Here is a 23483-nt window from a genome sequence, read left to right as displayed (position 1 = left end):
CTTTGAGGGGAGTGTCGGAAAGAAAAAGTGCTTTAGAATAAAAAAAACCGCCCGCAGGCGGCATCCTTGATCAGCTTCAACTTCCTTGAAATTCTGACATCAGTTCCCGGATAAGCTGATCTGCGGGTACGGCCCGCGCCATCCGGTAGCCTTGGCCGGCCCAAAGCGACATGCATTCTGCACTTCCGCGCGCCGCGGCTTCCTTTCGGAGCTGCTGCGTCAGGTGATGCACGTGAGGGTACGCGGCCGGGGCCAACGCGTCATAGGTTTCCATGAACCGGTTCACAAGCCCTCTCGCCCTTCTGCCCGTAAACGCGCGCGTAATGCGGGTCGACGTAAATCCCGGATCCGTTAATGCCTGCCGGTATGCGGGGTTCGTTCCGCTTTCCGGGCATAAAAGAAACGCCGTCCCCAGCTGCGCCGCGTTTGCGCCGGCGGCAAGGGCCGCCCGAATCGCCGCTCCGTCCATGATGCCTCCGGCCGCAATCAGCGGAACATCCGTCATCTTTCGGACGAGCCGGAGCAGCACCAGCAGGCCGTAATCTTCCTGCGGCTCCGGCGCGTTCGAAAAAGTTCCCCGATGGCCGCCGGCTTCGGCCCCTTGCACGCATAACGCGTCGGCGCCCGCATCCAGTGCCGCTGCCGCTTCCTCCGCGCTCGTAACCGTCACGACCACTTTGCTTCCGCCTTCCTGAAGCGTTTGCACGACTTCCCTGGAAGGGCACCCGAACGTAAAGCTGACGACGGGAACCCGCTCCGACCGAACCAATTCGATTTTGCCCGCATAGGCATCGTCGTCGTAGACCGGCGCGCCCAAGGAAACGTTCAGCTTTTCCGCTTCTTTCAGAAGCTCTGCGCGATACGCTTCCACAGCCTGTTGATCCGCGGTATCCGGGCCGGGCACAAACAGGTTGACGCCGAAAGCCGCCGCGGTTTGTCCGCGGAGCTCCTTGATGTCTTTTTCCAGCCCTTCGACCGTTTTGTAGCCTCCGGCCAGAAAACCCAATCCCCCGGCGTTCGACACAGCCGCCGCCAAGGTTGGGGTCGATACTCCGCCTGCCATGGGCGCTTGTATAATCGGATATTTCAAGATTTCCAACATCTCTTCCATCCTCCCGTGCCAAAAACCGCACCGGCTGCGAACGTTTCCGGGCGGTTCGTTGATAAGCGTCATTTATTCCACGCTTTGAAATCCCGGTTCAGCCGGGTCAAATTGTCCCGCAGCTGCTCCAGTTCCGCGGGAGACCAATCGGAAAGCATATCCGCATAGGCATCGTAACGCGCTTGTTGCACCTTGCGCAGAATGTCCCGTCCTTCAGGCGTTATTTCCACCAAACTGATCCTGCCGTTGTTCGTATCCGGATAACGCCGGATATAACGCTTTCCTTCAAGCGCAGCCACCTGTCGGCTCGCCGTGGACAAATTCAGCAGCAGCTGATCGGCGAGCGCGTTGATGGCTAAGGGGCTGTATTTTTCCAGCTCGCTCAGCAAAAGATATTCTGAGCGGTCAAGACTTCCGAGCTTCGGGCTATGGGCCGTCGTAAGCCGCACCAGCAAAGCGATTTCATATTCGATCAAATGAATCGGAGCATCCATAATACCTCATTCGCCTCCTTATGCTGCCCGGATTCGAAGCGAAACAGCGTCAGGAACAGTATAGCACAAAGGAGGGGGCAGCTGAATTCAGCCGGTGATGCCTGAAGCCAGGCCGCGCCCGATCAGGTTGGCCGACACGGGTTTTCTGCCGATTTCGCGCGACCATACCGAAAGCTGGCCGATATGGTGGATTTCATGGGCGATCATATGCCGCATGACTTCTCCCCACGTGAGGACCCGTTCTTTGCCGTCCCCGCCGATGTCGCGGTATACCAGATCCTCCAAGCCGTCGTTCCAATTCAGTACGAACGCTTCCACTTCCGGGCGGAAAACGTCCTCCAGCTCGCGGACCCGGCGGATGCTCCGATAGTTGTCGAAGCTTTCATCGAAGTCGCTTTTGCCCTGCAGCGAGCGGATCCAGCTCCACTCCACGTCGATGACGTGAAACAGCGTATGCAGGATCCCGCCGACGCCGCCGGCACGCTTTGCTAGCAGCTCGGCTTCGCTTATTTCTTCGCACCACTTCAACCATTCCTCGCGTACGGCCCAGTTGTATTTAAACATCGTTTGCAGAGTGCATTCCTCCTTGAATACGGGATGTTTTTCGCAAGCTCCCTTCTATGTGAAGTATAAAGGGAAACCGTGCCGCACCGGCAAGAAAGTTTGGTTATAACGATAATTTTCCGGATATTTCGTTTTAGCCCGCATTTCGTGTACAATTTAGGAAAGAGGTGTTGCGATATGTCCAATGAAAACGAAGAAATCATTTTGACGCCCGAAGGTTTGGAAGAACTGAAAGCAGAGCTTGAGGAGCTGAAAACCGTAAAACGCAAAGAGCTTGCGGAGCGGCTCAAAGTGGCGATCAGTTACGGCGACCTGAAGGAAAACAGCGAATACCATTCCGCCAAGGACGAACAATCCTTCATGGAAACCCGGATTTTGATGCTGGAGAAAATGCTGACCAAAGCCCGGGTCGTCAAAAGCATCGACGCTTCGGTCGTCAACGTGGGCTCCTACGTCAAGCTGAACGATCAGGAGTTCAAGGAGATCGTGGAATACCGGATCGTCAGTCCGGCGGAGGCCGATGTCCAAAACAACAAAATCTCTTATGAAAGCCCGCTCGGCAAAGAGCTGATCGGCAAAGCCGTCGGCGACGTCGTCAGCGTGTCGGCACCGATGGGCGTGATCCAGTATGAAGTGCTCGAAATCCGCGCCAAATAAAGCATCTGCGGCGCCCAACGCATAAATGCGCCAAAGGCAAGAGCCCTGCCGTTTCCGGATGGACGGAAATCAGGGCTCTTTTTTTATGCCTTCAAAGCCAAGTCTTGCTTGTCCGCGAATGCATCCCGCCTGCCGTTGGGGTCGTGCGGGATTGGGTTTTGCCGGAAGCCGTCAACGGCTTGAGTTGCGGTTTCCGAAAGCGGCGGCGGAACCGGCCCGGGCATAACAGCTGCCTTTTCGGCTACGCGCGGATATGCGAAAGCACCGCCAGCGGCTTACGGCCGACGATCAGCCGCTCGCCGTCCGAATATCCCTCTTCGCGTTCCTTCAATTCCTTAATCAGAACCGACCTCCAATGGCGCACACGGTCCTGGCAATCTTCATCCTGCACCGCATTATGCAGTTCCTGCGGATCTTCGCCGAGCAGAAAAAACTGCTCCTCGCCGGTTTGGGAAAACCAGACGTATTTTTCCTTGCCGTCCGTTACCCAGTGGTTGGACTGGTTGCCCTGCGAATGCTCGCCGTGCAAATAGGTCCGCCAGGCGGCATTTTGCCCCTCGCCACGGGCGGCCAGCTTCAGCACGCTGTCCCCGTCCACCGAATCGGGGACGGGGACACCCGCCGCATGAAGCAAGGTCGGCATAATGTCCCGCATCTCCACGACTTCCTGCACCACTTTTCCCCGCTGCAGACCAAGCCGGTTTCCCGGATCGTTTACGATAAACGGCACCCGTGCGCTTCCTTCATAAGGCAGCGATTTGCGGAACAGATGATGGTCGCCCATGAGCTCCCCGTGGTCCGACGTAAACAGGATGACCGTATCGTTCAGCTCGCCGTATTCCGCCAGCACCTGCATAAAGCGGCCGATTTGATGGTCGATATGCGTAATAAGCGCATAATAAGCCGCCGTCGCTTTTTTAAGGCGCCGTTTCGGAACGATGCCTCTGCTTGCCGTCGGACTGTATCCTTCCAAACCGGGATCGTTCGTCATCGCCCAATCGCCGATCGGCGGATGGGGGATCTCCGCATCCTCGTACATATCCAGGTAAGCCTGCGGCGGATCAAGCGGCGAATGGGGCCGTACGAAGGACATCCACAGGAAAAACGGTTTGCCGGGATCGCGGCGGCGCAGGAAGTCGATCGATTCGGTGACGACCCAATTGGTCGGATGGAGCTTTTCCGGCAGGTGCCACGGGCGGGCCACCGCCGAGGCGTTGCAGTCCAGTCCCAAATCGGTCAGGTCCGCCCCGGGTTCCTGGCGGCGCAGCCATTGCAGATAATCGTCCACTTCGTCGTAATGCTCGCTGACCGGGATGCTGTGTTTATTCCGGTTATGATGCAAATAGCCGTCATGCAATACGACGTTGTGAAAACCCATCAGGTTTCTTGCGGGGTACACATGCATTTTGCCGACGCATTGCGTGTGGTATCCGGCCTTCGCAAATTCCTCCGGCAGCGTGTGATCGTAATTCCACGGCACGCGGTCCTGGTAACCGACACGCCCGTGACCCGCTTGCGACTTCCCGGTGAAAATCGCCGCCCGCGCCGGGATGCAGGATGGCGTCGCGGAATAGGCCCGGTCGTATCGGACTCCGGTACGGGCCAGTTCATCCAGATTCGGCGTCTCCACGACCGGATGCCCGGCAATGCTCAGGCAATCGTAACGCATTTGATCCACGGTAATGAGCAAAACATTCGGTTTTTTCCGACTCAAGCCATTTCCCTCCCATGAAATCAGAAATCAAAAATGAATCATAAAATTGCAACCGCTATCAATTCCATTTAACCTCCATTTTGAGAAAAAGTAAATAAATTCCCTACTATCTAAACGATGCGAAAGTGATATTTTCCGGCTCACAGCAGAAACGGGACTTTTCTTTATTCCAAAAAGAAATAAAGTGCGATATACTGAAGTCAACATCGCAGGACGACAAAGAAAGAAGGAAATCCGAACATGAAAGCCAGCCGGGAAAGCCAGCTTCGCCTAAGCGGAAAGCTGTTCGCTTCGTTTTTGAAAATAGGACCCACCACCTTCGGAGGAGGTTACGCCATCCTGCCGGCGATCGACAAAGAAGTCACGGAGCGTCGCGGATGGCTCGGCTCCAAGGAGATGAGCGAAATTACCGCTCTTTCCGGCGCGGCCCCCGGCGGCATCGGAGTCAACGTGGCCGCTCTTGTCGGCTACCGTGTCGCAGGCATACCGGGACTGCTTGCGGCCGTTGCCGGCATTACCCTGCCGACCATCGTCATCATGCTGATCCTGTGCGGGGCGGCCGCGGGCTTCAGCCAAAACCGCTACGTGCAGGCGGCGCTGCACGGCATCAAACCTACCGTTGTCGCCTTGATCGTATATGCGGCGGTCCGCATGCGCAAACAGGCGCTGAACCATTCCTTGGCCTGGGCGGTCGCCGCCACCTGCCTCGTTTTGCTTCTGTTTTTCCCCATTTCGCCCCTTTTGGCCCTGGGTATTGGCATCGTGATCGGGTTGGCGGCCAAAGCCGCTGCGCCGTTCAGCCAATCGTCCAAAGCCAAGCCGGAAAAGGGCGAACGCCGTTCCTTGTAATTTTCGGACAGAGAAGAGGAAAAATCATGCTGCTGGAGCTATTTTGGGCTTTTTTTAAGATTGGATTTATGTCCTTCGGGGGCGGTTACGCCATGCTGCCGGTCATTGAGCACGCCGCGCTGAAGGAAGGCTGGATGACGGCGGAGCAATTTACGGAAGCGATTGCCGTCTCCGGCATGGCGCCGGGACCGGTGGCGATGAACAGCGCCGTGTACGTCGGCTATGCCGCCGGCGGATGGATCGGCAGCCTGATCGCTTCGATCGGGATCGTGCTGCCTTCCGCCATCATCATGTTCCTTGTTGCTACGGTTTTTTACCGTGTGTATGATAATCAATGGGTGCAGGCGGCGCTGAACGGCATGAAACCGGCCGTGATCGCCTTGATTGCCTATGCCGCTTACACGATGACGATTCATTCCGGTTTTATCGCCGGTTTTTCGGTGAGCACGTTTGCCAGCATCGCCATATTTATCGCCGCCCTGATCGCTATGATCCGTTTCCGCGTGCATCCGCTGGCTATGATTATCGTTTCAGGAATAGTGGGGATTGTTATTTATGCCTAACGACAAGAAGCAACGAATCGATGCGGCGAACCGTATCCCTTCGCCCAAAGCGAAGGAACTGTTCCGGGACATCCGCCGCATGCAGGAAATCGCCAAAAACGATTTGCTCGCCTCAAGCGGGCTCACGGTCAGCACATTAACGCGCGTTCTGGATGAGCTTGTCTCGATCGGAGTGATCACTGAAAGCGGTCTCGGAGCCTCCACCGGCGGACGGCGCCCGATCCTTTACCGGGTAAACGGCGGTTACGGCTATGCGTTCGGACTCGATATTTCCCGGGTGTCTTCCCGGCTTGTGCTGCTTGATCTCGCCGGAAACAAAACCGATGCCAAAGAATGGCGCATGACCGAAGAGACGACGCCCGAGGCGCTCCTGAAGCAGGTGGCCGCGCAAGCCGGCGAGTGGATGGACAAGCATCACATCGCTTGGGACCGGATCATCGGCATGGGCGTAGGCGCCGTCGGGCCGCTGAACAGGGAGGACGGAATCATCGAGGATCCCGAATGGTTTGCCGCTCCGGGCTGGAACCATGTGCCGATCGTGCGGATGCTGGAGGAGCGGCTCGGCTTCCCCGTCCTCCTGGACAACGGCGCCAACACGGCGCTGATCGCGGAATCCTGGGCGAACCGAACCAAAAATTTCCGCCATATGCTGTACGTTCACGCCGGAACGGGGCTTCGCCTCGGCATGATGACGGACAACAAGCTCATTCACGGCGCCGTCGATATGGAGGGCTCTTTCGGCCAAATGATCATCCAGGCGGACGGCCACCCTTACCGCACGCCGCAGGGCAACTATGGGGCGCTCGATTCGTACGCGTCGGTTTACGCCATTGAACGCGAGGTCAACTCGAAGCTGCGGATCGGCCGCGGCAGCGTTTTGCGGCAATGGCTGCCGCCGGGGGAGCCGGCCAAATACGAGGACATTATGCAGGCATTAAACCGGATGGACCCGATGGTGACGGAAATCGTCACGCAAGCGGCGGCGTATTTCGGCATCGGCCTCGCGAATTTGCTGAATATTTTGAATCCGGAAAAAGTCATTTTGGGTGGGCCCCTGATGACCGAATCCAATTTGTTTTTTTATACGGCCACCCAAACGGCCATCCGCAAAACCTATCATTATCCGAAATACCAGGTTATTTTCAGCAGGGGCACGTACGGCGACGAAGCGATCGCCATCGGAGCCGCGCTGATGATGCTGAATCAATTGACCGTTTAAGGACGTTCCATTCACTTTGTACCGAGAGAGGAGTTTTCGCCATGTCAGCCGAATCCACGTTCGGATTATCCGACCATCCCCATCGCGAACCGCAAGAACACCAGCCTTCCCCCTGCTGCGCGGCCAAACGAAGCGCCGCCGCCGCTTCTTCCGGATGCGGTACGCCGCATAGGGAGCAGGAAAGCAAGCAAGCTGAAACGCGAACCGCAGCAGCCTCTAACCCGGCGAACGATTCGGCGGCGAAACCCTTGCGGCCCGATCCTTCTTCGTGGCCCGTTATTCCGGAAGGCGACTATTTGCTGGGCACCGACGATCAGGAAGGTTTTCCTTCCGATGCCGAAGGGCCTGCCAGACGGGTGCGCGTCAAATCGTTCCGCATGTCGCCGTATGCCGTGACCAATGCCGACTTTACGGCCTTTGTCGACAGCACGGGCTATGTGACGGACGCGGAGAAATTCGGCTGGTCGTACGTATTTCACCTGCTGATTGCCGATCCCGGTAAAGTCGCCATCGTCGGCTCGCCTCAGCAGACGCCGTGGTGGCACGGGGTCGAGGGCGCCTGCTGGAAAACGCCGGAGGGGCCGGGAAGCGGCATCGCGGACCGGATGAACCATCCGGTCGTGCATGTCTCATGGAACGACGCCAAGGCTTACTGCGAATGGGCCGGCGTCCGCCTGCCGACTGAAATCGAATGGGAGACGGCGGCCCGCGGTGGACTGGAGGGCAAACGCTACCCGTGGGGCGACGTGCTTCGTCCGAACGGGGAGCATCGGTGCAACATCTGGCAGGGGGTTTTCCCGACGAAAAACCATGCCAGCGACGGCTATCTGGGCACGGCGCCGGTGGACGCTTACCAGCCGAACGGCTATGGGCTGTATAACGTCTCCGGCAACGTCTGGGAATGGTGCGCCGACTGGTTCACGCGCGATCCGGCCCGGCGCGGTTCGGCGGAGCGGCCGGAAGGGCCCGCGGAGGGAGAAGCCCGCGTGCTTAAAGGAGGCTCTTATCTTTGCCATCACTCCTACTGCAACCGTTACCGCGTGGCGGCCCGAAGCGGCAACACGCCGGACAGCTCGACGGGCAATATGGGCTTCCGCGTAGCGGCGGATCTATGATGTTCGGCCGGAACGGTTCCGCCGATTTTTTACGCTTTTTACGGCTCGCCTTCCGCATGGCGCGCAATTTTCCCGCTGCCTGATGCCGATGCATGATGACGTCCGGCCGCAGCCATGACGGCCGCATTTTATAAGTGGCGCTGCCTTTGGATCCGGTATTGCCCGGGCGTGATGCCCATGCGCTCCCGGAACAGCCTGCCGAAAAAGCTGGCATTCGGGATGCCGACCCGTTCGGCGATTTCCTGCACGGACAACGTCGTCTGGGCCAGCAGCGTCACCGCATGGGAGATGCGGAGATGATGCACGTATTGAAGCGGCGTCATGCCCGTATGCTTTTTCATGCAGCGCGTAATATGGTCGAATTGAAAATGCAGCGCCTCTTCCATGCTTTTGGAATGGAAGGGTTCGCTCCATTGGTTTTGCAAATACAGGACCGTTTCCTTCGCCAACGCGGACGAACGCGACGCCTGCCTTGCTTTCGCTTCCGTCTGGAGCGTCTCGAGCAGCTCGCAGAACAACGTTTGCAGCTGCAGCGAATGCTCCACGGACAGCTGCGCGTTCAGCTTCACCATTTGGCCGAGGACAGGCAGCAGCTTACCGAAGGGGATGTCGCCATGCTTCGGAAGATACATCGTCTGGTCGGCCGGCCTCGTATCGCTGTCCCGGCCTTGCGGCAGGACGGCAGACCACGGAATCTCCTTGGCGTCCAGCTTGCGCAGCGCTGCGGGGTGTTTGAAATGCACCCAATACACCTCGGTTTCTTCCGTGCAGGGGGCGCTGCCGGCATGGGTTTTGCCCGGCTCCAGCACAAGCATTTGCCCGCCGCCGATGGCGTACTCCACCCGATCCTCCCGCATATACATGGCGCCGCTTTTCACAAAAATGACGTCATACACATCAAACGACCTTTCAAAATGGCAGTTCCCCGGCACCCACATCGCATGTCCCACGGTCACCAGCGACGGCAGCGGCGGAATCGCAAGCTCCAGGCATTCCATCCCATCCCCTCCCCTGTTTCATCGATATCGTTTTAAGCCACCGCAACCGGCAAAAGCTTGAAAACGGATCCATTCTGTTCTATATTAGCATCCCTCTTGGTTCCGGTCACGGCTTGAAGGTCGATATCGTGCGATATAAAGTCGCTATTTCGCGTAGTCCGCCGCCTTTGTTTTCGTTACCTTTAGGAAAGAAACTACTTTCAGGAAAACAAGGAGGACGTTTTGCGATGCGTTTTCGCCAGGTACATCTCGATTTCCATACGTCGGAAGCGATCGATTCGATCGGCAGCCAATTTGAAAAAGGACAATTTCAGCAGATGCTGAAGCTTGGGCATGTGGATTCCATCACCGTCTTTTCCAAATGCCATCACGGATGGGCCTACCACCCTTCCGAAGCGAACCAAATCCATCCGGGGCTGTCTTTTGACCTTCTCGGGTCGATGATCGAAGCCGCCCACGAGATCGGCGTCAACACTCCCGTCTATTTGTCCGCCGGCTTCGACGAACGGCTCGCCGCAAGCCATCCGGAATGGTGGGTGCGCCCGCGCCACGGCGGCGGCGGGGATCTGTTCACGCCCGGCTACCATCTGCTTTGCCTGAACACCCCTTATCTGGACATCCTGCTCTCCCAAATCGCCGAAGTCGTCCGAAACTACGATGCGGACGGCATTTTTCTGGACATCGTCGGCGTGAGGGATTGCTACTGCGCAAGCTGCGTCGCCGAAGCGCGCGCCGAAGGAATCGATCCGCGCGATACGGAGTGCATGATGCCGTTATGGGAGCGAACCTACGCGAACTATACCCGGCGCGTTCGGGAGACGGTCGACGCCCATCAACCGGGCTTGCCGGTGTTCCACAATGGCGGCCATATCCGGCGCGGACGCCGCGACCTGGCCGGGATGAACACCCATCTCGAGCTTGAATCCCTGCCGACCGGCGGCTGGGGTTACGACCATTTCCCGCTGTCGGCGCGGTACGCGCAGCCGCTTGGGATGCCTTTCCTTGGGATGACCGGAAAATTCCATACGACCTGGGGCGAATTCGGCGGATATAAACATCCGAACGCGCTCCGTTACGAAACGGCGCTCAGCCTTGCGCACGGAGCGGCTTGCTCCATCGGGGACCAGCTTCATCCGCTGGGGCGCATGGACGAAGCGACTTACCGGCTCATCGGCAGCGCCTATGCGGAGGTCGAAGCAAAAGAAGCATGGTGCCGGGATGCCCAAAATGTCGCCGACGTGGCTTTGCTTTCCGTCGAAGCCGCCGGCGCGCATGCGGCCAACGGAGGGCATGACAGCTTTACCGGTCAGGCCGATGCGGGAGCCGTTCGGATGTTGTCCGAAGGGAACGTTCTTTTTGACGTGGTGGACCTGGAAAGCGATTTTGACGCCTATCCGGTCCTTATTTTGCCGGACCACATCCGCATCGATGAGCCGCTGCATGCCAAGCTGTCGGCCTACCTCGCACAAGGCGGACGGCTGCTGGCGACGGGGGAATCGGGCCTAAGCGCCGACCGGGACGGTTTTGCGCTGGATTTGGGCGTTCGCCATATCGGAGCGAACCCGTACCGTCCGGATTATTACCGCCCGCTTCACCCGCTCGCGAGCTTGGGCGAAGCGTCATTCGTTTTTTATTCCGAAGGCCAGCGCGTCGGGCTGACCGAATCCGGAACCGAGCTTGGGCGAAGGGAAGATCCATATTTTAACCGGGACGCGTTTACGTTCTGCTCCCATCAGCATACGCCAAGCAGCGGCCATGACGGCGGGCCGGGCATGGCCGAAAGCAAAAACGGCATCTATATCGCCTGGAACGTCTTCGAAGATTACGCCGCAAAGGGAAGCCTTGTGCTGAAAGAGACCGTTCTGTACGCGCTCGGCCGCCTGCTGCCGCAGCCTACGCTGCGCACTTCCCTGACAGCCCAGGGCACCGTCACCCTGCAGAAGCAGGCTTCGAAATCCCGCTACGTGCAGCATGCGCTGTACGCGTCGCCGGTAAAACGGGGACAGGGCGTCGAAGTAATCGAGGACATTCTGCCGGTATACCACGTATCCATGGAGCTGCGCATTCCGGAACAAGTCCGCCGCGTTTATTTGGCGCCGCAAATGACGCCGCTCGAGTTCCAGCAGGACGGAGAACGGCTGACGTACGTCATCCCTGAACTGGAATGCCATCAGATGGTCGTGCTGGAATACGGGGAACCTGAGTAACGGCGGGGTTTCCCTCTCAACACGCGTTCCGTCCGTTTGAGATGTGTCACCGGCAACGACAAAGAGCCGTCCTCAAGGTCGCTTTTGACCTTGGAACGGCTCTTCGGTTTGCTTGTGGGGCATCCATTCGAAACGGTTGATGCCGAAGAACCCTCGCCTTCAGGCTCGATCCCCGGAGCCGGCTTGTCCGCATGCATAGCATGCCTCGGACTACTTCCGTCCGAAATCCGCCTTGATTTCCCCCCATTTTTCCGTGTTCCACTTCAAAATTTTGTTTTCGTACCGGTTGTTTTCGAGCCACTGCACCGCACGGTCGGTCAGCTCCCAAATTTTGCGCGTCGATTCGGTTCGGGCCAGCGTCGTCGCAGGCTTTTTGTTTCGGACCCAAGCCAGGGCGGTTTTGGAATCGGTGTACACGGTTTTGTTGCTGCCGAGCTTTTTCAAATAAGCCAAAGCGTGCACAATGGCGATAAATTCGCCTAAATTATTCGTTCCGTTTTCGATCGGTCCGACGTAAAACAAAATTTCCCCCGTTTTCGTATCGACGCCTTTGTATTCGACCGGGCCGGGATTGCCGCGGGTGCCGACGTCCACCGAGATGCTGTCGTAGACGATTTCTTCTTCGCCTGCCGGCGAAGGTCCGCGGCCTCCGCTTTTCCCGCCGCCCGCGGTTTTTGGAGCCGAAGATTTGCCCTGCCCCCAGTTGCCCTTCCAGCCGCTTTTGAACGCCGCTTCCGCTTCCGCGCGGGATTCGTACGATTTGTATTTTGCGTCCGCATAGCCGTTCACCTGTGTTTGGCACTCCGCCCAGGTCGCGTAAACCCCCGGCTTTTTCCCTTCCCAGACGACGTAATATTTCGATTTTGCCATATATGCAGTAACTCCTTAAGTAAAATAAGCTTCCCGGCAATGATCAGGCGCCGCTCAAGCCTTCCTTTTCGAAAGCGGCGATCGTCTCCCGGACTTCGTCCGGAATCGGCGTGCTTTTCCCGCTGCCCGCATCGATCAGCACGATCGCCCCGCGTCCGGCAGCCTTTAAAAGGTTTTCCGCCACCACCGCATATTCCACGTCCAGGGACGATCTGCCGATCGAAGCCACCCGCACATGAAGCTGGACTTTGTCGCTGCGGTACATTTGCGCCAAGTATTGGCATTCCAAATCCGCGACGACGGCTACCTTTTCTTTGCCGAACATCGAATCGAACAAGCCTAAATTTTCGAAATATTCGATGCGTCCCTGCTCGAAATACATGAAGTAACTCACGTTGTTCACGTGGCCAAGCATATCCGTCTCGCAATAGCGCACTTTGATCGGAATCGAAAAATGGAACTTCTCAAGCCACCCGGCCGGATCGGGTTGTACAAAGCTTTCCTTGCGCATCGCTAAATCCCCCTCTTTTTTGAAAAAAGCATGCTCCGCACCGAGCGGTCTGCGGAACTCAGGCGCCGCTTCCTCACCCGATGCCCCTCCCCCTTAGCTCCGCCTGAACTCGCCCGGCGTCATGCCGGCGAATTTCAGAAAGGCGCGGTGGAACTGGCTCGTGCAGGAAAATCCCAGGCTGCAGCTGATATCCGCCACCGACTCGGTTGAACTTTTAAGCCGCCGTTTGGCTTGGTCCACCCGCAGCATCAGCAAATACTGGTACGGGGTAATGCCCGTGCAGTCGCGAAAGCTCCGGATAAAATGAAAGCGGCTTTGCCTGGCGAGCGAGGCCAGATCGTCGACCGAAACGGCCTCCGCATAATTCGCATGCATATATTCGAGCACCTGATGTATATGCGTGTCCCGAACCATCCCGCCGATGCCGCCGCCGACCGGATGCGAGCCGTGTAGCGTTTTCCGCAAATAATGCAGCACCTGCGTTTCCGTCTCCTGCGCCGCAAGCGGCTCGAAGGAATCGCCGAACATCAGCTCCGACGTCCAGCGGCGGAACAGGCGGGACAACTCTCCGGTATCGATCCGCTGCCGGTCCGCGAATTCGGGCAATCCGCCGGCATCGTTTTCGGGCCGCAGCGCGTCCTCCCGAATTTTGATGACGATGACGCTGGACGCCGCATCGAGGCAAAAATGATGCTCCGTACCCGGATGCTGGATCAAGCTTTGGCCCTCATGCAGCCGATACGGTTTGTTTTCCATCGTAAAATGGCATGTGCCTTGGACCGGAACCGTCACCTGGTACCAATGCCCATGGCGGTGGGAGCGGTTCGCAAACCGGTCCGCGCCTTTAAAAAGTTCGATCCGTTCCGTTCGAATGCTCATCTCCATGTTCGCTTCACCTGTTGACATTATAGCAAAAAAAGCTTTCGAGGCCAGCAATTATCGCGGCGACATCGGCCCCGGCAGCCGGTAAGATAAAAGGAAACCCGGTTTAAGGAAGGCACTGTCATTTCGCTTCAATGCGGGACTGCGCTATTGACAGCGCGCGAATTTGTTTTAACATGTGAAGAACAACGATTTTTAACCGGGATTGGAGAGAGGAGTTACGATATGGTCATCGATATCAAAAACATCACATGGCGAAACGGGCAGCATACGCTCATGAAGGATGTCAGCTGGCAGGTCAAACCGGGGGAGCATTGGGCGCTGCTAGGTCTGAACGGCTCCGGCAAAACGACGCTGCTGAACATCGTCAACGGCTATATTTGGCCATCGGAGGGTTCGGTGCGCGTGCTTGGCCATCTGTTCGGCGAAGTCGACCTGCGCGAGCTGCGCAAATCGATCGGCTGGGTCAGCAACTCGTTCCAGGAGCGGCTGTACGCGTCGGACCGCACCCAGCATATCGTCATTAGCGGCAAACACGCCACCATCGGCCTGTACGATCAAACGAGCGACGACGACTACGAGCGGGCGCGCGGGCTGATGACGACGCTGGGCTGCGGCCATCTGTGGGACCGGGAATACCGGACCTGCTCCCAAGGCGAAAAGCAAAAGCTTCTCATTGCCCGCGCATTGATGGCAAATCCCCGCATTTTGATTTTGGATGAGCCCTGCAACGGGCTGGATATTTTTTCGCGGGAGCGTTTGCTGGAGAGCATTGCGGAGCTCATGCGCCGGCCGGATGCGCCGACCTTGATCTATGTGACGCACCATACGGAGGAAATTTTGCCCGCATTCAGCCATGTGCTGCTTATGAGACGCGGCGAAGCAGTCGGAAGCGGAAAGACGGAAGATGTTTTGACGGCGGAAAACCTGAGCGCATTTTTTGAATCGCCCGTCGTTGTGGACAGGCACGGCGAGCGCTTTTACGTGCGGGTAGCGGAATAGTCCTTCCTTAAAACAAGGGAATAAAGTCCCATCCCCTATTCAACGAAAGTATGATTTGACCGATATTACACATGCAGGAAAAAAATCATACAAAAGGGGATTTCAGCAGCATGTTCAAAAAATCGATCGCGTTTTTATTGGTCGCATTCATCTTCTTGATGCCTTCCGCCGAGGCAGCGGCGCCGGCAAGGAATGTGGTCATCATGGATGCCAAAAGCAGCCATTCGTTTTTGCCCGTCCGTTTCCTTAACGGTTTCGACGGCACCCGAGTCCAGTGGGACGACGCCGCAAAGCGGATTGAAATAACGCATGGCTCCACGAACATCACGATGACCCTCGGGCAAAAAACGGCCGTCGTCAACGGCAGCTCCGTTTCCCTTCAGGATGCGCCGCATCGGGACAACGGCATCGTCTACGTGCCTGCTCAGCTCATAAGCCAAGAGCTCGGATACAGGCTGACATGGCATCAAGACAGCAACGCGGTGACCGTTGCCGCCAACGGCTCGTCCGAGGTTCTTCCCGTCGTCGCGCGGAACAACGGCAGAGCCGAGTCCAACCCGGTCGTAAACGAAAGGAAAACCCTCAAGGTCGGCTCACGTTCGTTTAACGTACAGATGGTAACCGTCGACCTTATGAATCCAAAGGTTCAGCTGGATGTGGTGCTCGCGGGCAATACGCCGGGCAAGGTTGAGGATCTCGGCAGCATCGCCAGACGCAGCGGCGCGGCGGTCGCCATCAACGGAACCTTCTTTGACGCGTACACGAACGCCAGCTACAAGGCTCCATACGGGTACATTTTAAGCAAGGGTGCCATCAAGATGGCGAGCCCGGGCGATCAGCGCGCCATGTTCACCTACGACAAAAATCAGCTTCCTAGCCTGATTTCCGGCTCCGCCTTCAAGACCCATTTTGAGCAGGGACGCATTGAAGGCGGGCTTCAGGCCGGACCGCGCCTGGTTCTGAACGGGAAAGTCTCGCTGAACGTGAAGCAGGAGGGCTTCAAAGACCCGAAAATATTGACGGGAGGCGGCGCCCGCAGCGCTCTCGGCATCACGAAGGACCATCGGTTGATTTTGCTCACGACCGGCGGGGCGACGATTCCGCAGCTTGCGGAAATTATGCGCCAGGCGGGCGCCTATCAGGCGATGAACTTGGACGGAGGCGCATCGAGCGGACTGTATTACAACGGCAAGTATTTGACTACGCCCGGACGCCAAATCAGCAATGCCATCGTCGTAAAAGTACAATAAGAAAAACGTCTACTTTCTGATGTTATAAAAAAGAGCCTCTTGCCTGAGGTTCCGTATACGCCAAAAAGGCTGGCCCTGGGAGATCATCCCAAGGACCAGCCTTTTTGGATGCAAATTTTTGGAGAAACTCTTCATCCCGCTTTCCGGATTACTGTTTGCCCAAACCCGCTTTCACCCAACCCGCAACGGTTGCCGTGCGCTTGGCCTGATGCAGAACGGCTTCCTTGACGTCTTCGATCATTTTTCCGTCCTGGCCGACCGTTACCGACGTGCCGTAAGGGTTGCCGCCTGCGGCGAAAAGCGAAGGATCCGTATATCCCGGCGCGGCCACGATCGCTCCCCAGTGGTACATGCTCGTATACAAGGAGAGGATCGTTTCCTCCTGGCCGCCATGCGGATTTTGCGCCGAAGCCATCGCGCTGACGACTTTATTCGCCAGCTTCCCGTGGAACCAAAGCCCTCCGGTCAGGTCGAGGAACTGCTTCATTTGCACCGGCATGTTGCCGAACCGTGTAGGCATGCTGAAGATGATGGCGTCGGCCCATTCCAGGTCGGCCATGCTTGCTTCGGGAATATGCTGCGTTGCATCATGATTCGCTTTCCAAGCCGGATTGGAGTCGATCGCGGACTGCGGAGCGGTTTCCGCCACTTTCAGCAATTTGACTTCGGAGCCTGCTTGTTTTGCGCCTTCCGCGGCCCATTGCGCGAGCTGATAGTTCGTGCCGCCGGAGCTGTAATAAATGACCGCCGTGTTTACATTTGCCATCTCGAATTCTCCTTTTTTGAATATGGATTTTGTTATTTTGCCATGGTGCCGTAGGAAGTATTCTTCGCTTAACGTTAATGGTTCGTTTCCCGGGAATAACCTTAACATTATATATTTTAAAATAAAGATAAATGTCCAAAAAAATATATCTTGATATCATTTATCTTTAATATGAGATAATATTATCACGGTTCATTTCCATTGTCAACATGCGACGAAAAAGGCCGTGCAGCCTCAGATTGGTTGCCGGCCTTTTGAAATGAGCCACGATTATCGGGTCATCCATTTACCGTTGGTAAAATCGGGAATCGCTACCGGATGTCCGCCCAAGGCAATGGACTCCTCCGACAATGCGGAGATGCACATCCAAGCAGCCATGTCGTATACGTCAAGCGGCGTGCCCGTTCCTTGTTTCACGCTGTCGAAAAAGTCTTTGAACACGAGCCAATCCATGCCGTCATGGCCTCCCTTGACGCCTTCTTCGATATATTTTTTCCATACCGGATGCTCGTATTGTTCCCGGAACCGCTCGACGTTGCCCCATTGTTTTTTCCAGTCCATGTGGAATTCCTCATGCATATCGTCCAAATAAATCGAATGGTTGTCCTCCATGTACATGCCTTTTGTTCCGCGTACGGTAAATCCCCGGGAGTAATAACGCGGCAGCGTCGTATCGAGCGTAATCGTGATCGTTTCGCCATGCGCGCATTTAATGACGGTCGTAACGATATCGCCCTGCATGAATTCGGTTTGCATCAGCTCCGCATCGCCGCTTTTTTCCTTGCGGATATACTCCTGCATCCCTTTCGACTTGGATGCCATCGAAACCAGCGAAACCATGCGGTTGCCGTGATTGATGTTCAAAATGCGGGCGATCGGCCCGATTTCATGCGTCGGGTAATTTTCGCAATTGCGATGGATATAGTTGTTCAAACGGTAATGCCGGTTTTCTTTTCCAAAAGCGATCTCGCTTCTCAAATCATGATGATAGCCGCCCGCACAATGCACGATATCGCCAAGAACGCCCTGCTTCACCATATTCAAAACCATCATTTCGTCCCGGCCGTAACAGCAGTTTTCCATGATCATGCACGGCACCCGGGTTCGTTCGTACGCTTCGACGAGCTTCCAGCACTCTTGGACGGAATAAGCTCCGCCTACCTCGCATGCGGCATAAATGCCGGCTTCCATCGCCGCTACCGCAATGTCGATATGATCCGCCCACGAAGCGCCGATCACCACCGCATCAAGTTCTCCCAGCGCCAGAACCTCGCGGTAATCCCGGGTCACAAACGGACGCTTGCCCCCTTTTTCTGCAACCGCTTTCGCCGCGGCTTCCCCGCGGTCCTGGTATTTGTCGCAAACGGCCGCGACCTCCACGCCGTCCATAGGTAGAATCACGGCCGTCAGCAGCCCCATCCCGCGGGCGCCAAGACCGATCACGCCGACTTTGATATTATTTTTCATCGCAGCCTCCCAAGGATATCAATCAGTTTTTCTTTTATCTCTGATATTCCTCCGTTTCCGAGGATCTGTCAATATTCATATTTTTACCCTGTAAATATTTGATGATATGCCGTAGTAGAACTGCGCCCGATATGGTACAATTTGGAGTTGTGAAACTAGCAAAATATAGCGAAGGAATGAACATGCGAATGAAAAAGCTTTTCTCCCTGTTATTGGTCATTTGCCTGCTGGTGCCTGCAACGATCGCCTCGGCCAAAACAAACCAGCCCGCAGCAAAAACGTATGCCAAGCTCTATTTGGGCATGGACGCGGCGAAACTGCCGATGAAGCTCGCAAACGGGCTCGTGGTCGATAAAGAAAACGTCGAAGGACTGGGGTACTTGCCGGTCATCAAGCTGAATGGTAAAAAAGTATGGCGCGAAGCCGACCAATCCTGGATCAATACGAACGGAGCCGTTCAATTTACCGCTGCATCCGGCGGGGACACGTTTTTGTTGTATCTATCGGGGGCTACGGGCGGAAGCGCGGTGGACCTGGTCGGAGTACATAAGGACGGCAAAGTTTTTCTGAGAAAATCGTTTGGCGGCGTTGGCGTCGATGCAAAGTTCATCGCAGCCAATACGGTACAGATCGAAATCGAGCGGGAAAACAAAAAATGGAACCCGGAACGGGATCCAAATGCCGCGAGGCATACCGATGTGTATGACGTTACGGTGTACCAGCTTTCTTCCAAAGGTATGGTGAAGCAGAAGCAGTTTGTGAGGAAGGCAAGTTAGCATGAAAGCAAATTTTAGTTGCTAAACAACCATAGCTTTGTTAAAAAGGGCGCTTAAATAGCGGCCTTTTTGGTTTAGGTTAACGAACCCGACGAAAACAGGCTGCATGTTCGCAGCCCGTTGTTCTTAACGCATATTTTTTTGGAAAGTTTATTTTGTGACCGTAGCCGTTTTCGTCTGATTATCCCACGTGATGTTCGCGCCGAGAGCCTCCGCAACCGCACGAAGCGGCACGGTGATGACCCCGCCCTCCAGCTTGGCGTCATTTAACGATTTGCCGTTTACGATTACTGTCACTTTATTGTCATCAGGAACCGGCGTCCCTTTTTTCTTCAAATCCAAATATTTGGCGATTCCAAGGACATGTCCGTTTACGATCGCCTCGATCACGGCGGGTTGGCTTAGCTTGGCAGCATCGGATGCGACATCGACAAAAAGATTCTCCGTCAAAACGGCCGGCATCCTGCTCTCGCGGCACATATGCAGGTTCCCGGTCTTTTGCCCCCGATCCGCGACGCCAAAAGATTTTAACCCCGCCATGATTTCCGTATGCAGCAGGTTTTGCAGCTTCGACGTCGCAGCCGATGCCGAGATATACCGATAGGATTCAAAGCCGCCTAAGCCGCCTCCCGCGTTGCAGTGAACGCTAATCAAAATATCGGCGCCCGCCGCATTCGCTTTGTCGGTTCTGTCCTGCAGCTCAACAAACACGTCCGTGCTCCTTGAAAGCAGCGCTTGCACGTCTTCGTATTCGGACTCTAAACGTTTTTTTATGGCTAACGATAGCTCAAGAACGACATCCTTTTCCTTCAACCCATTCCCGGTAGCTCCTGAATCTTTACCGCCATGTCCGGCATCGATCCATACTTTTTTCATTCGGATTTACCTCCTTTTCGTGTAAACCGCTTGCTAACCGTAGGAATTGTCGGGCCTAACCGCCCGCGTTTTTCAAACATACCGCTCTCTTTATTATTACTATTCCGAAAAAATTCTTTTGTGGCGGCAGCCGCATAAAGGCATGGAAAAAAATTTAACAAGGAAAAAAACGCCTTGCGGCGTTTTTATACCCTTTACCTCAGGAGCGCTTTGCCATCCTTTTTTTCTGAAGGGTTAGAGGTCTTGTTTTAACAGCTAAGCCACTAAACGTTATGGGCCCTACAACGTCTACTCTTGTATTGGCGGCGACGTTTTCCGCTGTGACTGTGTAAACGTGGGTACCTGCTTTTACATTTATATCTTCAGCTTGGAAGGTAACTACATAATTTTGTTCAGAACCGGTTGATTCGATACCTTGCTGCGTGTTGAAAATCTCTGTTCTACCGCGGAAGATTCTAAAGCGAATTTGCCCAATGCCTGTTATACCTCTGACACCAACGGATGCCACCAAATCTACCCGATTCGGTTGGGAATTCGCTGGAATCCGTATGGGGATCGATGCGATGCCGGATTTTTGCGGGGAACGTCGAATGGTAAACGATCTGGCAGGGTTGAAGCGTCTGAGCGGCTGGACGGCCGCTTTATCAAGAATACGTGCCAAAAATATCAACTCCTCTCTTTTAATATTTCAAGATATGTAAGAGATAGAGGGAATGATTGAACTTATATCTAAAAGGATGAAATTAATTGAGTAGTAGGAAATAAATCAGAAGGAATGGGCTAGGAAATTGAACAAAGAAGAAACGCTTGTGGGCCTAAAACAAATAAAACGCCCTTTGGCGTTCGATGCTTATTTTAAATCTATATGGAGCGGGTGATGGGAATACTCAACTTCCTGATTGAAAAGCGAGCCTTCGGCTCGCACCTAGAGGTAGATGTTGACGCGCGTCCTGTTTGGGGTTCTTCGATGAGGCCTGCACGGACGGTCGCACCCACGCGCGCGGGTTCTCTTCCCCATTGGCCTCCATATAACAAAAAAACGCCCTCGGCGTTGTTGTTTTTTTAAATCTATATGGAGCGGGTAATTGAACCCAAGCTACCAGCTTGAAAGGCTGGTACCGCCCCTAGTCTGTGGTGTTCAATTCGGGCTTAAACCTTATGGATTAACGGTTTTTCGATTTTCTCCTAGTCTGTGGTGGTCAAACGTAATTCAAGTTTAGAAAAAAGTTTGCCCCCCCCTTTTGCTTAAAGGGGCAAAAACACAAAGGAGGAATGTCGTTGAAGCTTGAAGACCTTAAACCGGGATTGCCGGTTCGAATTGCTGACGATCATATGAGTGGTTTTGGTGGCCGTGGTGGTATCGTGTTGGACGTTGGAACGTTCCGGCTTATTTCCGGCGAGTTCCGGATCGGTGCTCTTGTTAGCATAGGCGAGGCAAGGTTGGTCATTGAAGCGGCAGACCTGGAGATTGTCGATCTCTATCCTCCGGATCCGGGCTGGGAAGAGTTCAAGATATAAGAGTTCAATATAATAGGAGAAATAGCTTTTAGATGGTAACGGAACCCATGACAAGGCGTTGTTTATATGGTTAAATAAGGAAAACATGAAATCAAGGAGGAAACACTCCATGCGGTACCTATTAGCAATAATCTTACCGCCTGTAGCTGTACTTTTGTGCGGGAAACCTATTCAGGCGTTGTTAAATTTTATACTCTGCATTTTCTTTTGGATTCCTGGCGTCATTCATGCCTTTGCTGTGGTTAGCAGCCACAAGGCGGATAAACGTAACGACAAATTGATTAGAGCCATTCAGCAGCAGAATAGACACCCTATGCATTAACGAACTAAAGGCTCTGCCGGCATATAGCGCCGCCGGAGCCTTTTTTATATGCTTGCGGAAATGATGTCTTCGAATTTAATCCAATCCCAATCATCGTAGTAACGTAATTTAATTTCCTTCGTAAACATATTGATCACGGTGACAAATCCGGTCGCCTGTTTATGTTCATACGGATCGTAAATCTGAAGCGTAACGGGAACATGTTGGTTAAATGAATCCTGTAATGCCTGCCCGATCTGTAGCCACTCTTGCTCGTCAATTACTGGATTCGGCCTTGGATCCTTATGGATCATGTATCGATTATACGCCTCACGATGTTCCGGCAGCATCATCCGGGATGACTCAAATAGACCATTGCCTTCAAGTTTCACAGACACATAGCAAACCTCCAGCAGATATCGTTTGTTCTTATCGTATCCAAACATATGTTCGTTATTCAATATAATAAATTCCCACCCTACAGATGCAGGATGGGAATTTATATAAAATAGATTTGAGAAATGAGCGAAGCCTGCTAAATTACAGGACTTGCTTCATTATATGCAGAGATGATTCAAATGTTTCAAGATAATTACCAACAGAATGTTTTCAAGATAATTACCAGCAGAATAAAGAGGACTAGGATCATTCCAATATTCATATGATGATGGTGATGGTAACCATATGCTCCGCCCACAACCTCGCTCATTCCATACACCTCCTTGAATTAAATTACACTGTATCTTATGATCTAATCAGGATTTTGTAAGGGCTTCTCGGTAAAAAATTGAGCAGTTGTACATGATTTTTCATCACTCTTATTCTTTTCACATGCAATATAAAAAAGACCCGTCCCACATGAATGTGAGATGAGCCTTTTCACCGATTCTTTCGGATTACACAACGGTGTTTCCGTATATGATACCAATATAATACAAAAATTCCAGAAACGTGCAGGTTTTATGGACTGCATCTGTCTCTCGAGCTCAGCCATGCCTTGGAGGCTTCCGGCGCGGCGAATTATTGGCCGTGGAGTGGCCTGACGTCGATCACGAGAGATCCGCAATTTGGATCGAGAAGCAAATCACTTTGGACGAGGAAGGAAATAAGATCGAAGGAGAGGTTAAGACGGAAGAATCCGAGGGCTGGGTGGCAATGCCGAAGTGGTATATGGATGAGCTTAAACGCTATGAGCGGGAATGGAGAAAAGAAAGAATGTCCTGCAAAAATTGGCTTGGTGAAGACAAGCAGTACATCTTCCACGGAGGCCAAGGCATTATGTATTATCCATCCACTCCGACGCTGACCTGGAGCCGGTTCCTTGAAAAGAACGGCCTGCCGCATGTGAAGTTTCACGGCCTGCGTCATACCGCCGGCATGCTGCTACGGGAATCCGGAGCCGATCTTAAAACGATCCAGGAGCGATTGCGGCACACGAAGCTGGATACAACGGCAAACATCTACACACATAAATCAGAGACGATCAACCAGGCTGCCGTTGCCCACCTGGAGGAGCTGAATCCAAAATGGCTCAAATTTGCCCCCTAATTTGCCCCCGCGGGAGAAAGTCGTCAACCGTTTGTCGAAAATTGAACAAAGAAAAAACCCTTGCGGCACAAGGGTTTCAGAGCTTTTTGTATCTAAAGCGGGTGATGGGAATCGAACCCACGCTACCAGCTTGGAAGGCTGGAGTTCTACCATTGAACTACACCCGCGAAAAAAGAAGAGATCGGGATGACACGATTCGAACATGCGACCCCCTGGTCCCAAACCAGGTGCTCT

General features: G+C 54.5%; 26 protein-coding genes and 1 tRNA gene. 12 read left to right on the top strand and 15 right to left on the bottom strand.

Features of this window, described 5'->3' with window-relative positions:
* Positions 1 to 76: 76 nt before the first annotated feature.
* The 3 genes from GQY55_RS29760 to GQY55_RS29750 form a co-directional block, all read right to left on the bottom strand.
* Positions 77 to 1102 (bottom strand): nitronate monooxygenase, encoded by a 1026-nt coding sequence (locus tag GQY55_RS29760; protein ID WP_160045542.1) that lies wholly within the window; start codon positions 1100 to 1102, stop codon positions 77 to 79.
* 68 nt (positions 1103 to 1170) lie between these two features.
* Positions 1171 to 1596: a MarR family winged helix-turn-helix transcriptional regulator gene (locus GQY55_RS29755; RefSeq protein WP_160045541.1), complete on the bottom strand. Its 426-nt coding sequence runs from the start codon at positions 1594 to 1596 to the stop codon at positions 1171 to 1173.
* A gap of 87 nt (positions 1597 to 1683) precedes the next feature.
* Positions 1684 to 2169: a DinB family protein gene (locus GQY55_RS29750; protein WP_160045551.1), complete on the bottom strand. Its 486-nt coding sequence runs from the start codon at positions 2167 to 2169 to the stop codon at positions 1684 to 1686.
* Between the two features lie 168 nt (positions 2170 to 2337).
* On the opposite strand from GQY55_RS29750, the gene greA reads away from it, so the two are divergent.
* Entirely contained in the window at positions 2338 to 2817 is a 480-nt protein-coding gene (gene greA, locus GQY55_RS29745; RefSeq protein WP_160045540.1) for a transcription elongation factor GreA, read from the top strand.
* Positions 2818 to 3058: 241 nt separating this feature from the next.
* On the opposite strand, the gene GQY55_RS29740 is transcribed toward greA, so the two are convergent.
* Complete coding sequence (locus GQY55_RS29740; RefSeq protein ID WP_160045550.1) at positions 3059 to 4486, bottom strand: arylsulfatase; 1428 nt, start codon at positions 4484 to 4486, stop codon at positions 3059 to 3061.
* Positions 4487 to 4771: 285 nt separating this feature from the next.
* Here GQY55_RS29740 and GQY55_RS29735 point away from each other — a divergent pair, with 285 nt between their 5' ends.
* From GQY55_RS29735 to GQY55_RS29720, 4 genes are read left to right on the top strand one after another with little or no spacing between them, the layout of a single operon-like run.
* Positions 4772 to 5380 carry a chromate transporter gene (locus tag GQY55_RS29735; protein ID WP_160045539.1) on the top strand — a complete coding sequence of 203 codons (609 nt, stop codon included), beginning with the start codon at positions 4772 to 4774 and terminating at the stop codon, positions 5378 to 5380.
* Between the two features lie 26 nt (positions 5381 to 5406).
* Positions 5407 to 5943, top strand: coding sequence for a chromate transporter (locus tag GQY55_RS29730; protein WP_160045538.1), 537 nt, complete (start codon positions 5407 to 5409; stop codon positions 5941 to 5943).
* Positions 5936 to 7162 carry an ROK family protein gene (locus GQY55_RS29725; RefSeq protein WP_160045537.1) on the top strand — a complete coding sequence of 409 codons (1227 nt, stop codon included), beginning with the start codon at positions 5936 to 5938 and terminating at the stop codon, positions 7160 to 7162. The genes GQY55_RS29730 and GQY55_RS29725 overlap by 8 nt, the downstream gene beginning before the upstream one ends.
* Before the next feature lie 41 nt (positions 7163 to 7203).
* On the top strand, positions 7204 to 8277 hold the full coding sequence (locus GQY55_RS29720; RefSeq protein WP_160045536.1) for a formylglycine-generating enzyme family protein: 1074 nt from the start codon (positions 7204 to 7206) through the stop codon (positions 8275 to 8277).
* Positions 8278 to 8405: 128 nt separating this feature from the next.
* Here the strand turns inward: GQY55_RS29720 and GQY55_RS29715 are convergent, their stop codons facing one another.
* Complete coding sequence (locus tag GQY55_RS29715; RefSeq protein WP_160045535.1) at positions 8406 to 9275, bottom strand: AraC family transcriptional regulator; 870 nt, start codon at positions 9273 to 9275, stop codon at positions 8406 to 8408.
* A 227-nt stretch (positions 9276 to 9502) separates the two neighbouring features.
* Between GQY55_RS29715 and GQY55_RS29710 the strand changes: the two genes are divergently transcribed.
* Entirely contained in the window at positions 9503 to 11482 is a 1980-nt protein-coding gene (locus GQY55_RS29710; protein WP_160045534.1) for a beta-galactosidase trimerization domain-containing protein, read from the top strand.
* A 210-nt stretch (positions 11483 to 11692) separates the two neighbouring features.
* On the opposite strand, the gene rnhA is transcribed toward GQY55_RS29710, so the two are convergent.
* The 3 genes from rnhA to GQY55_RS29695 all read right to left on the bottom strand — a co-directional run bounded on the left by rnhA (position 11693) and on the right by GQY55_RS29695 (position 13769).
* On the bottom strand, positions 11693 to 12352 hold the full coding sequence (gene rnhA, locus GQY55_RS29705; protein WP_160045533.1) for a ribonuclease H: 660 nt from the start codon (positions 12350 to 12352) through the stop codon (positions 11693 to 11695).
* A 43-nt stretch (positions 12353 to 12395) separates the two neighbouring features.
* The gene (locus tag GQY55_RS29700) at positions 12396 to 12863 is read right to left on the bottom strand and encodes an acyl-CoA thioesterase (protein WP_160045532.1); all 468 of its coding nucleotides are present in this window, start codon (positions 12861 to 12863) and stop codon (positions 12396 to 12398) included.
* Between the two features lie 93 nt (positions 12864 to 12956).
* Positions 12957 to 13769 (bottom strand): AraC family transcriptional regulator, encoded by an 813-nt coding sequence (locus GQY55_RS29695; protein ID WP_236575955.1) that lies wholly within the window; start codon positions 13767 to 13769, stop codon positions 12957 to 12959.
* A 201-nt stretch (positions 13770 to 13970) separates the two neighbouring features.
* On the opposite strand from GQY55_RS29695, the gene GQY55_RS29690 reads away from it, so the two are divergent.
* Both GQY55_RS29690 and GQY55_RS29685 read left to right on the top strand, forming a co-directional pair.
* A complete protein-coding gene (locus GQY55_RS29690; protein ID WP_160045530.1) occupies positions 13971 to 14747 on the top strand; it encodes an ABC transporter ATP-binding protein in 777 nt (258 codons plus the stop codon).
* Between the two features lie 158 nt (positions 14748 to 14905).
* The gene (locus GQY55_RS29685; protein ID WP_236575957.1) at positions 14906 to 15997 is read left to right on the top strand and encodes a phosphodiester glycosidase family protein; all 1092 of its coding nucleotides are present in this window, start codon (positions 14906 to 14908) and stop codon (positions 15995 to 15997) included.
* Positions 15998 to 16145: 148 nt separating this feature from the next.
* Here GQY55_RS29685 and wrbA read toward each other — a convergent pair whose 3' ends face one another.
* Together wrbA and GQY55_RS29675 are read right to left on the bottom strand one after the other, a co-directional pair.
* Positions 16146 to 16763, bottom strand: a complete 618-nt coding sequence (gene wrbA / locus GQY55_RS29680; RefSeq protein ID WP_160045528.1) for an NAD(P)H:quinone oxidoreductase — start codon at positions 16761 to 16763, stop codon at positions 16146 to 16148.
* 270 nt (positions 16764 to 17033) lie between these two features.
* Positions 17034 to 18230, bottom strand: coding sequence for a Gfo/Idh/MocA family protein (locus tag GQY55_RS29675; protein WP_160045527.1), 1197 nt, complete (start codon positions 18228 to 18230; stop codon positions 17034 to 17036).
* Between the two features lie 188 nt (positions 18231 to 18418).
* Here GQY55_RS29675 and GQY55_RS29670 point away from each other — a divergent pair, with 188 nt between their 5' ends.
* A complete protein-coding gene (locus GQY55_RS29670) occupies positions 18419 to 19006 on the top strand; it encodes a hypothetical protein (RefSeq protein ID WP_160045526.1) in 588 nt (195 codons plus the stop codon).
* Positions 19007 to 19156: 150 nt separating this feature from the next.
* Here GQY55_RS29670 and GQY55_RS29665 read toward each other — a convergent pair whose 3' ends face one another.
* Together GQY55_RS29665 and GQY55_RS29660 are read right to left on the bottom strand one after the other, a co-directional pair.
* Positions 19157 to 19882: an N-acetylmuramoyl-L-alanine amidase gene (locus GQY55_RS29665; protein WP_160045525.1), complete on the bottom strand. Its 726-nt coding sequence runs from the start codon at positions 19880 to 19882 to the stop codon at positions 19157 to 19159.
* Between the two features lie 199 nt (positions 19883 to 20081).
* A complete protein-coding gene (locus tag GQY55_RS29660) occupies positions 20082 to 20543 on the bottom strand; it encodes an exosporium protein C (RefSeq protein WP_160045524.1) in 462 nt (153 codons plus the stop codon).
* Positions 20544 to 21160: 617 nt separating this feature from the next.
* Between GQY55_RS29660 and GQY55_RS29655 the strand changes: the two genes are divergently transcribed.
* Together GQY55_RS29655 and GQY55_RS29650 are read left to right on the top strand one after the other, a co-directional pair.
* Positions 21161 to 21400 (top strand): hypothetical protein, encoded by a 240-nt coding sequence (locus GQY55_RS29655; protein ID WP_160045523.1) that lies wholly within the window; start codon positions 21161 to 21163, stop codon positions 21398 to 21400.
* A 109-nt stretch (positions 21401 to 21509) separates the two neighbouring features.
* A complete protein-coding gene (locus GQY55_RS29650) occupies positions 21510 to 21722 on the top strand; it encodes a YqaE/Pmp3 family membrane protein (protein WP_160045522.1) in 213 nt (70 codons plus the stop codon).
* A 44-nt stretch (positions 21723 to 21766) separates the two neighbouring features.
* On the opposite strand, the gene GQY55_RS29645 is transcribed toward GQY55_RS29650, so the two are convergent.
* Positions 21767 to 22099: a YolD-like family protein gene (locus tag GQY55_RS29645; protein WP_160045521.1), complete on the bottom strand. Its 333-nt coding sequence runs from the start codon at positions 22097 to 22099 to the stop codon at positions 21767 to 21769.
* 194 nt (positions 22100 to 22293) lie between these two features.
* On the bottom strand, positions 22294 to 22410 hold the full coding sequence (locus GQY55_RS32175; RefSeq protein WP_442953650.1) for a YjcZ family sporulation protein: 117 nt from the start codon (positions 22408 to 22410) through the stop codon (positions 22294 to 22296).
* Between the two features lie 242 nt (positions 22411 to 22652).
* Here GQY55_RS32175 and GQY55_RS29640 point away from each other — a divergent pair, with 242 nt between their 5' ends.
* Entirely contained in the window at positions 22653 to 23249 is a 597-nt protein-coding gene (locus tag GQY55_RS29640; RefSeq protein WP_160045520.1) for a site-specific integrase, read from the top strand.
* A gap of 96 nt (positions 23250 to 23345) precedes the next feature.
* Here GQY55_RS29640 and GQY55_RS29635 read toward each other — a convergent pair.
* Positions 23346 to 23416 (bottom strand) — tRNA-Gly (locus tag GQY55_RS29635).
* Positions 23417 to 23483 lie beyond the last annotated feature (67 nt).

This window comes from Paenibacillus sp. USDA918EY (assembly GCF_009870825.1).
GTDB lineage: Bacteria > Bacillota > Bacilli > Paenibacillales > Paenibacillaceae > Paenibacillus_AQ > Paenibacillus_AQ albilobatus.
Note: the sequence above shows the minus strand (reverse complement) of the source record. Positions and strands in the feature narration are given on the sequence as shown.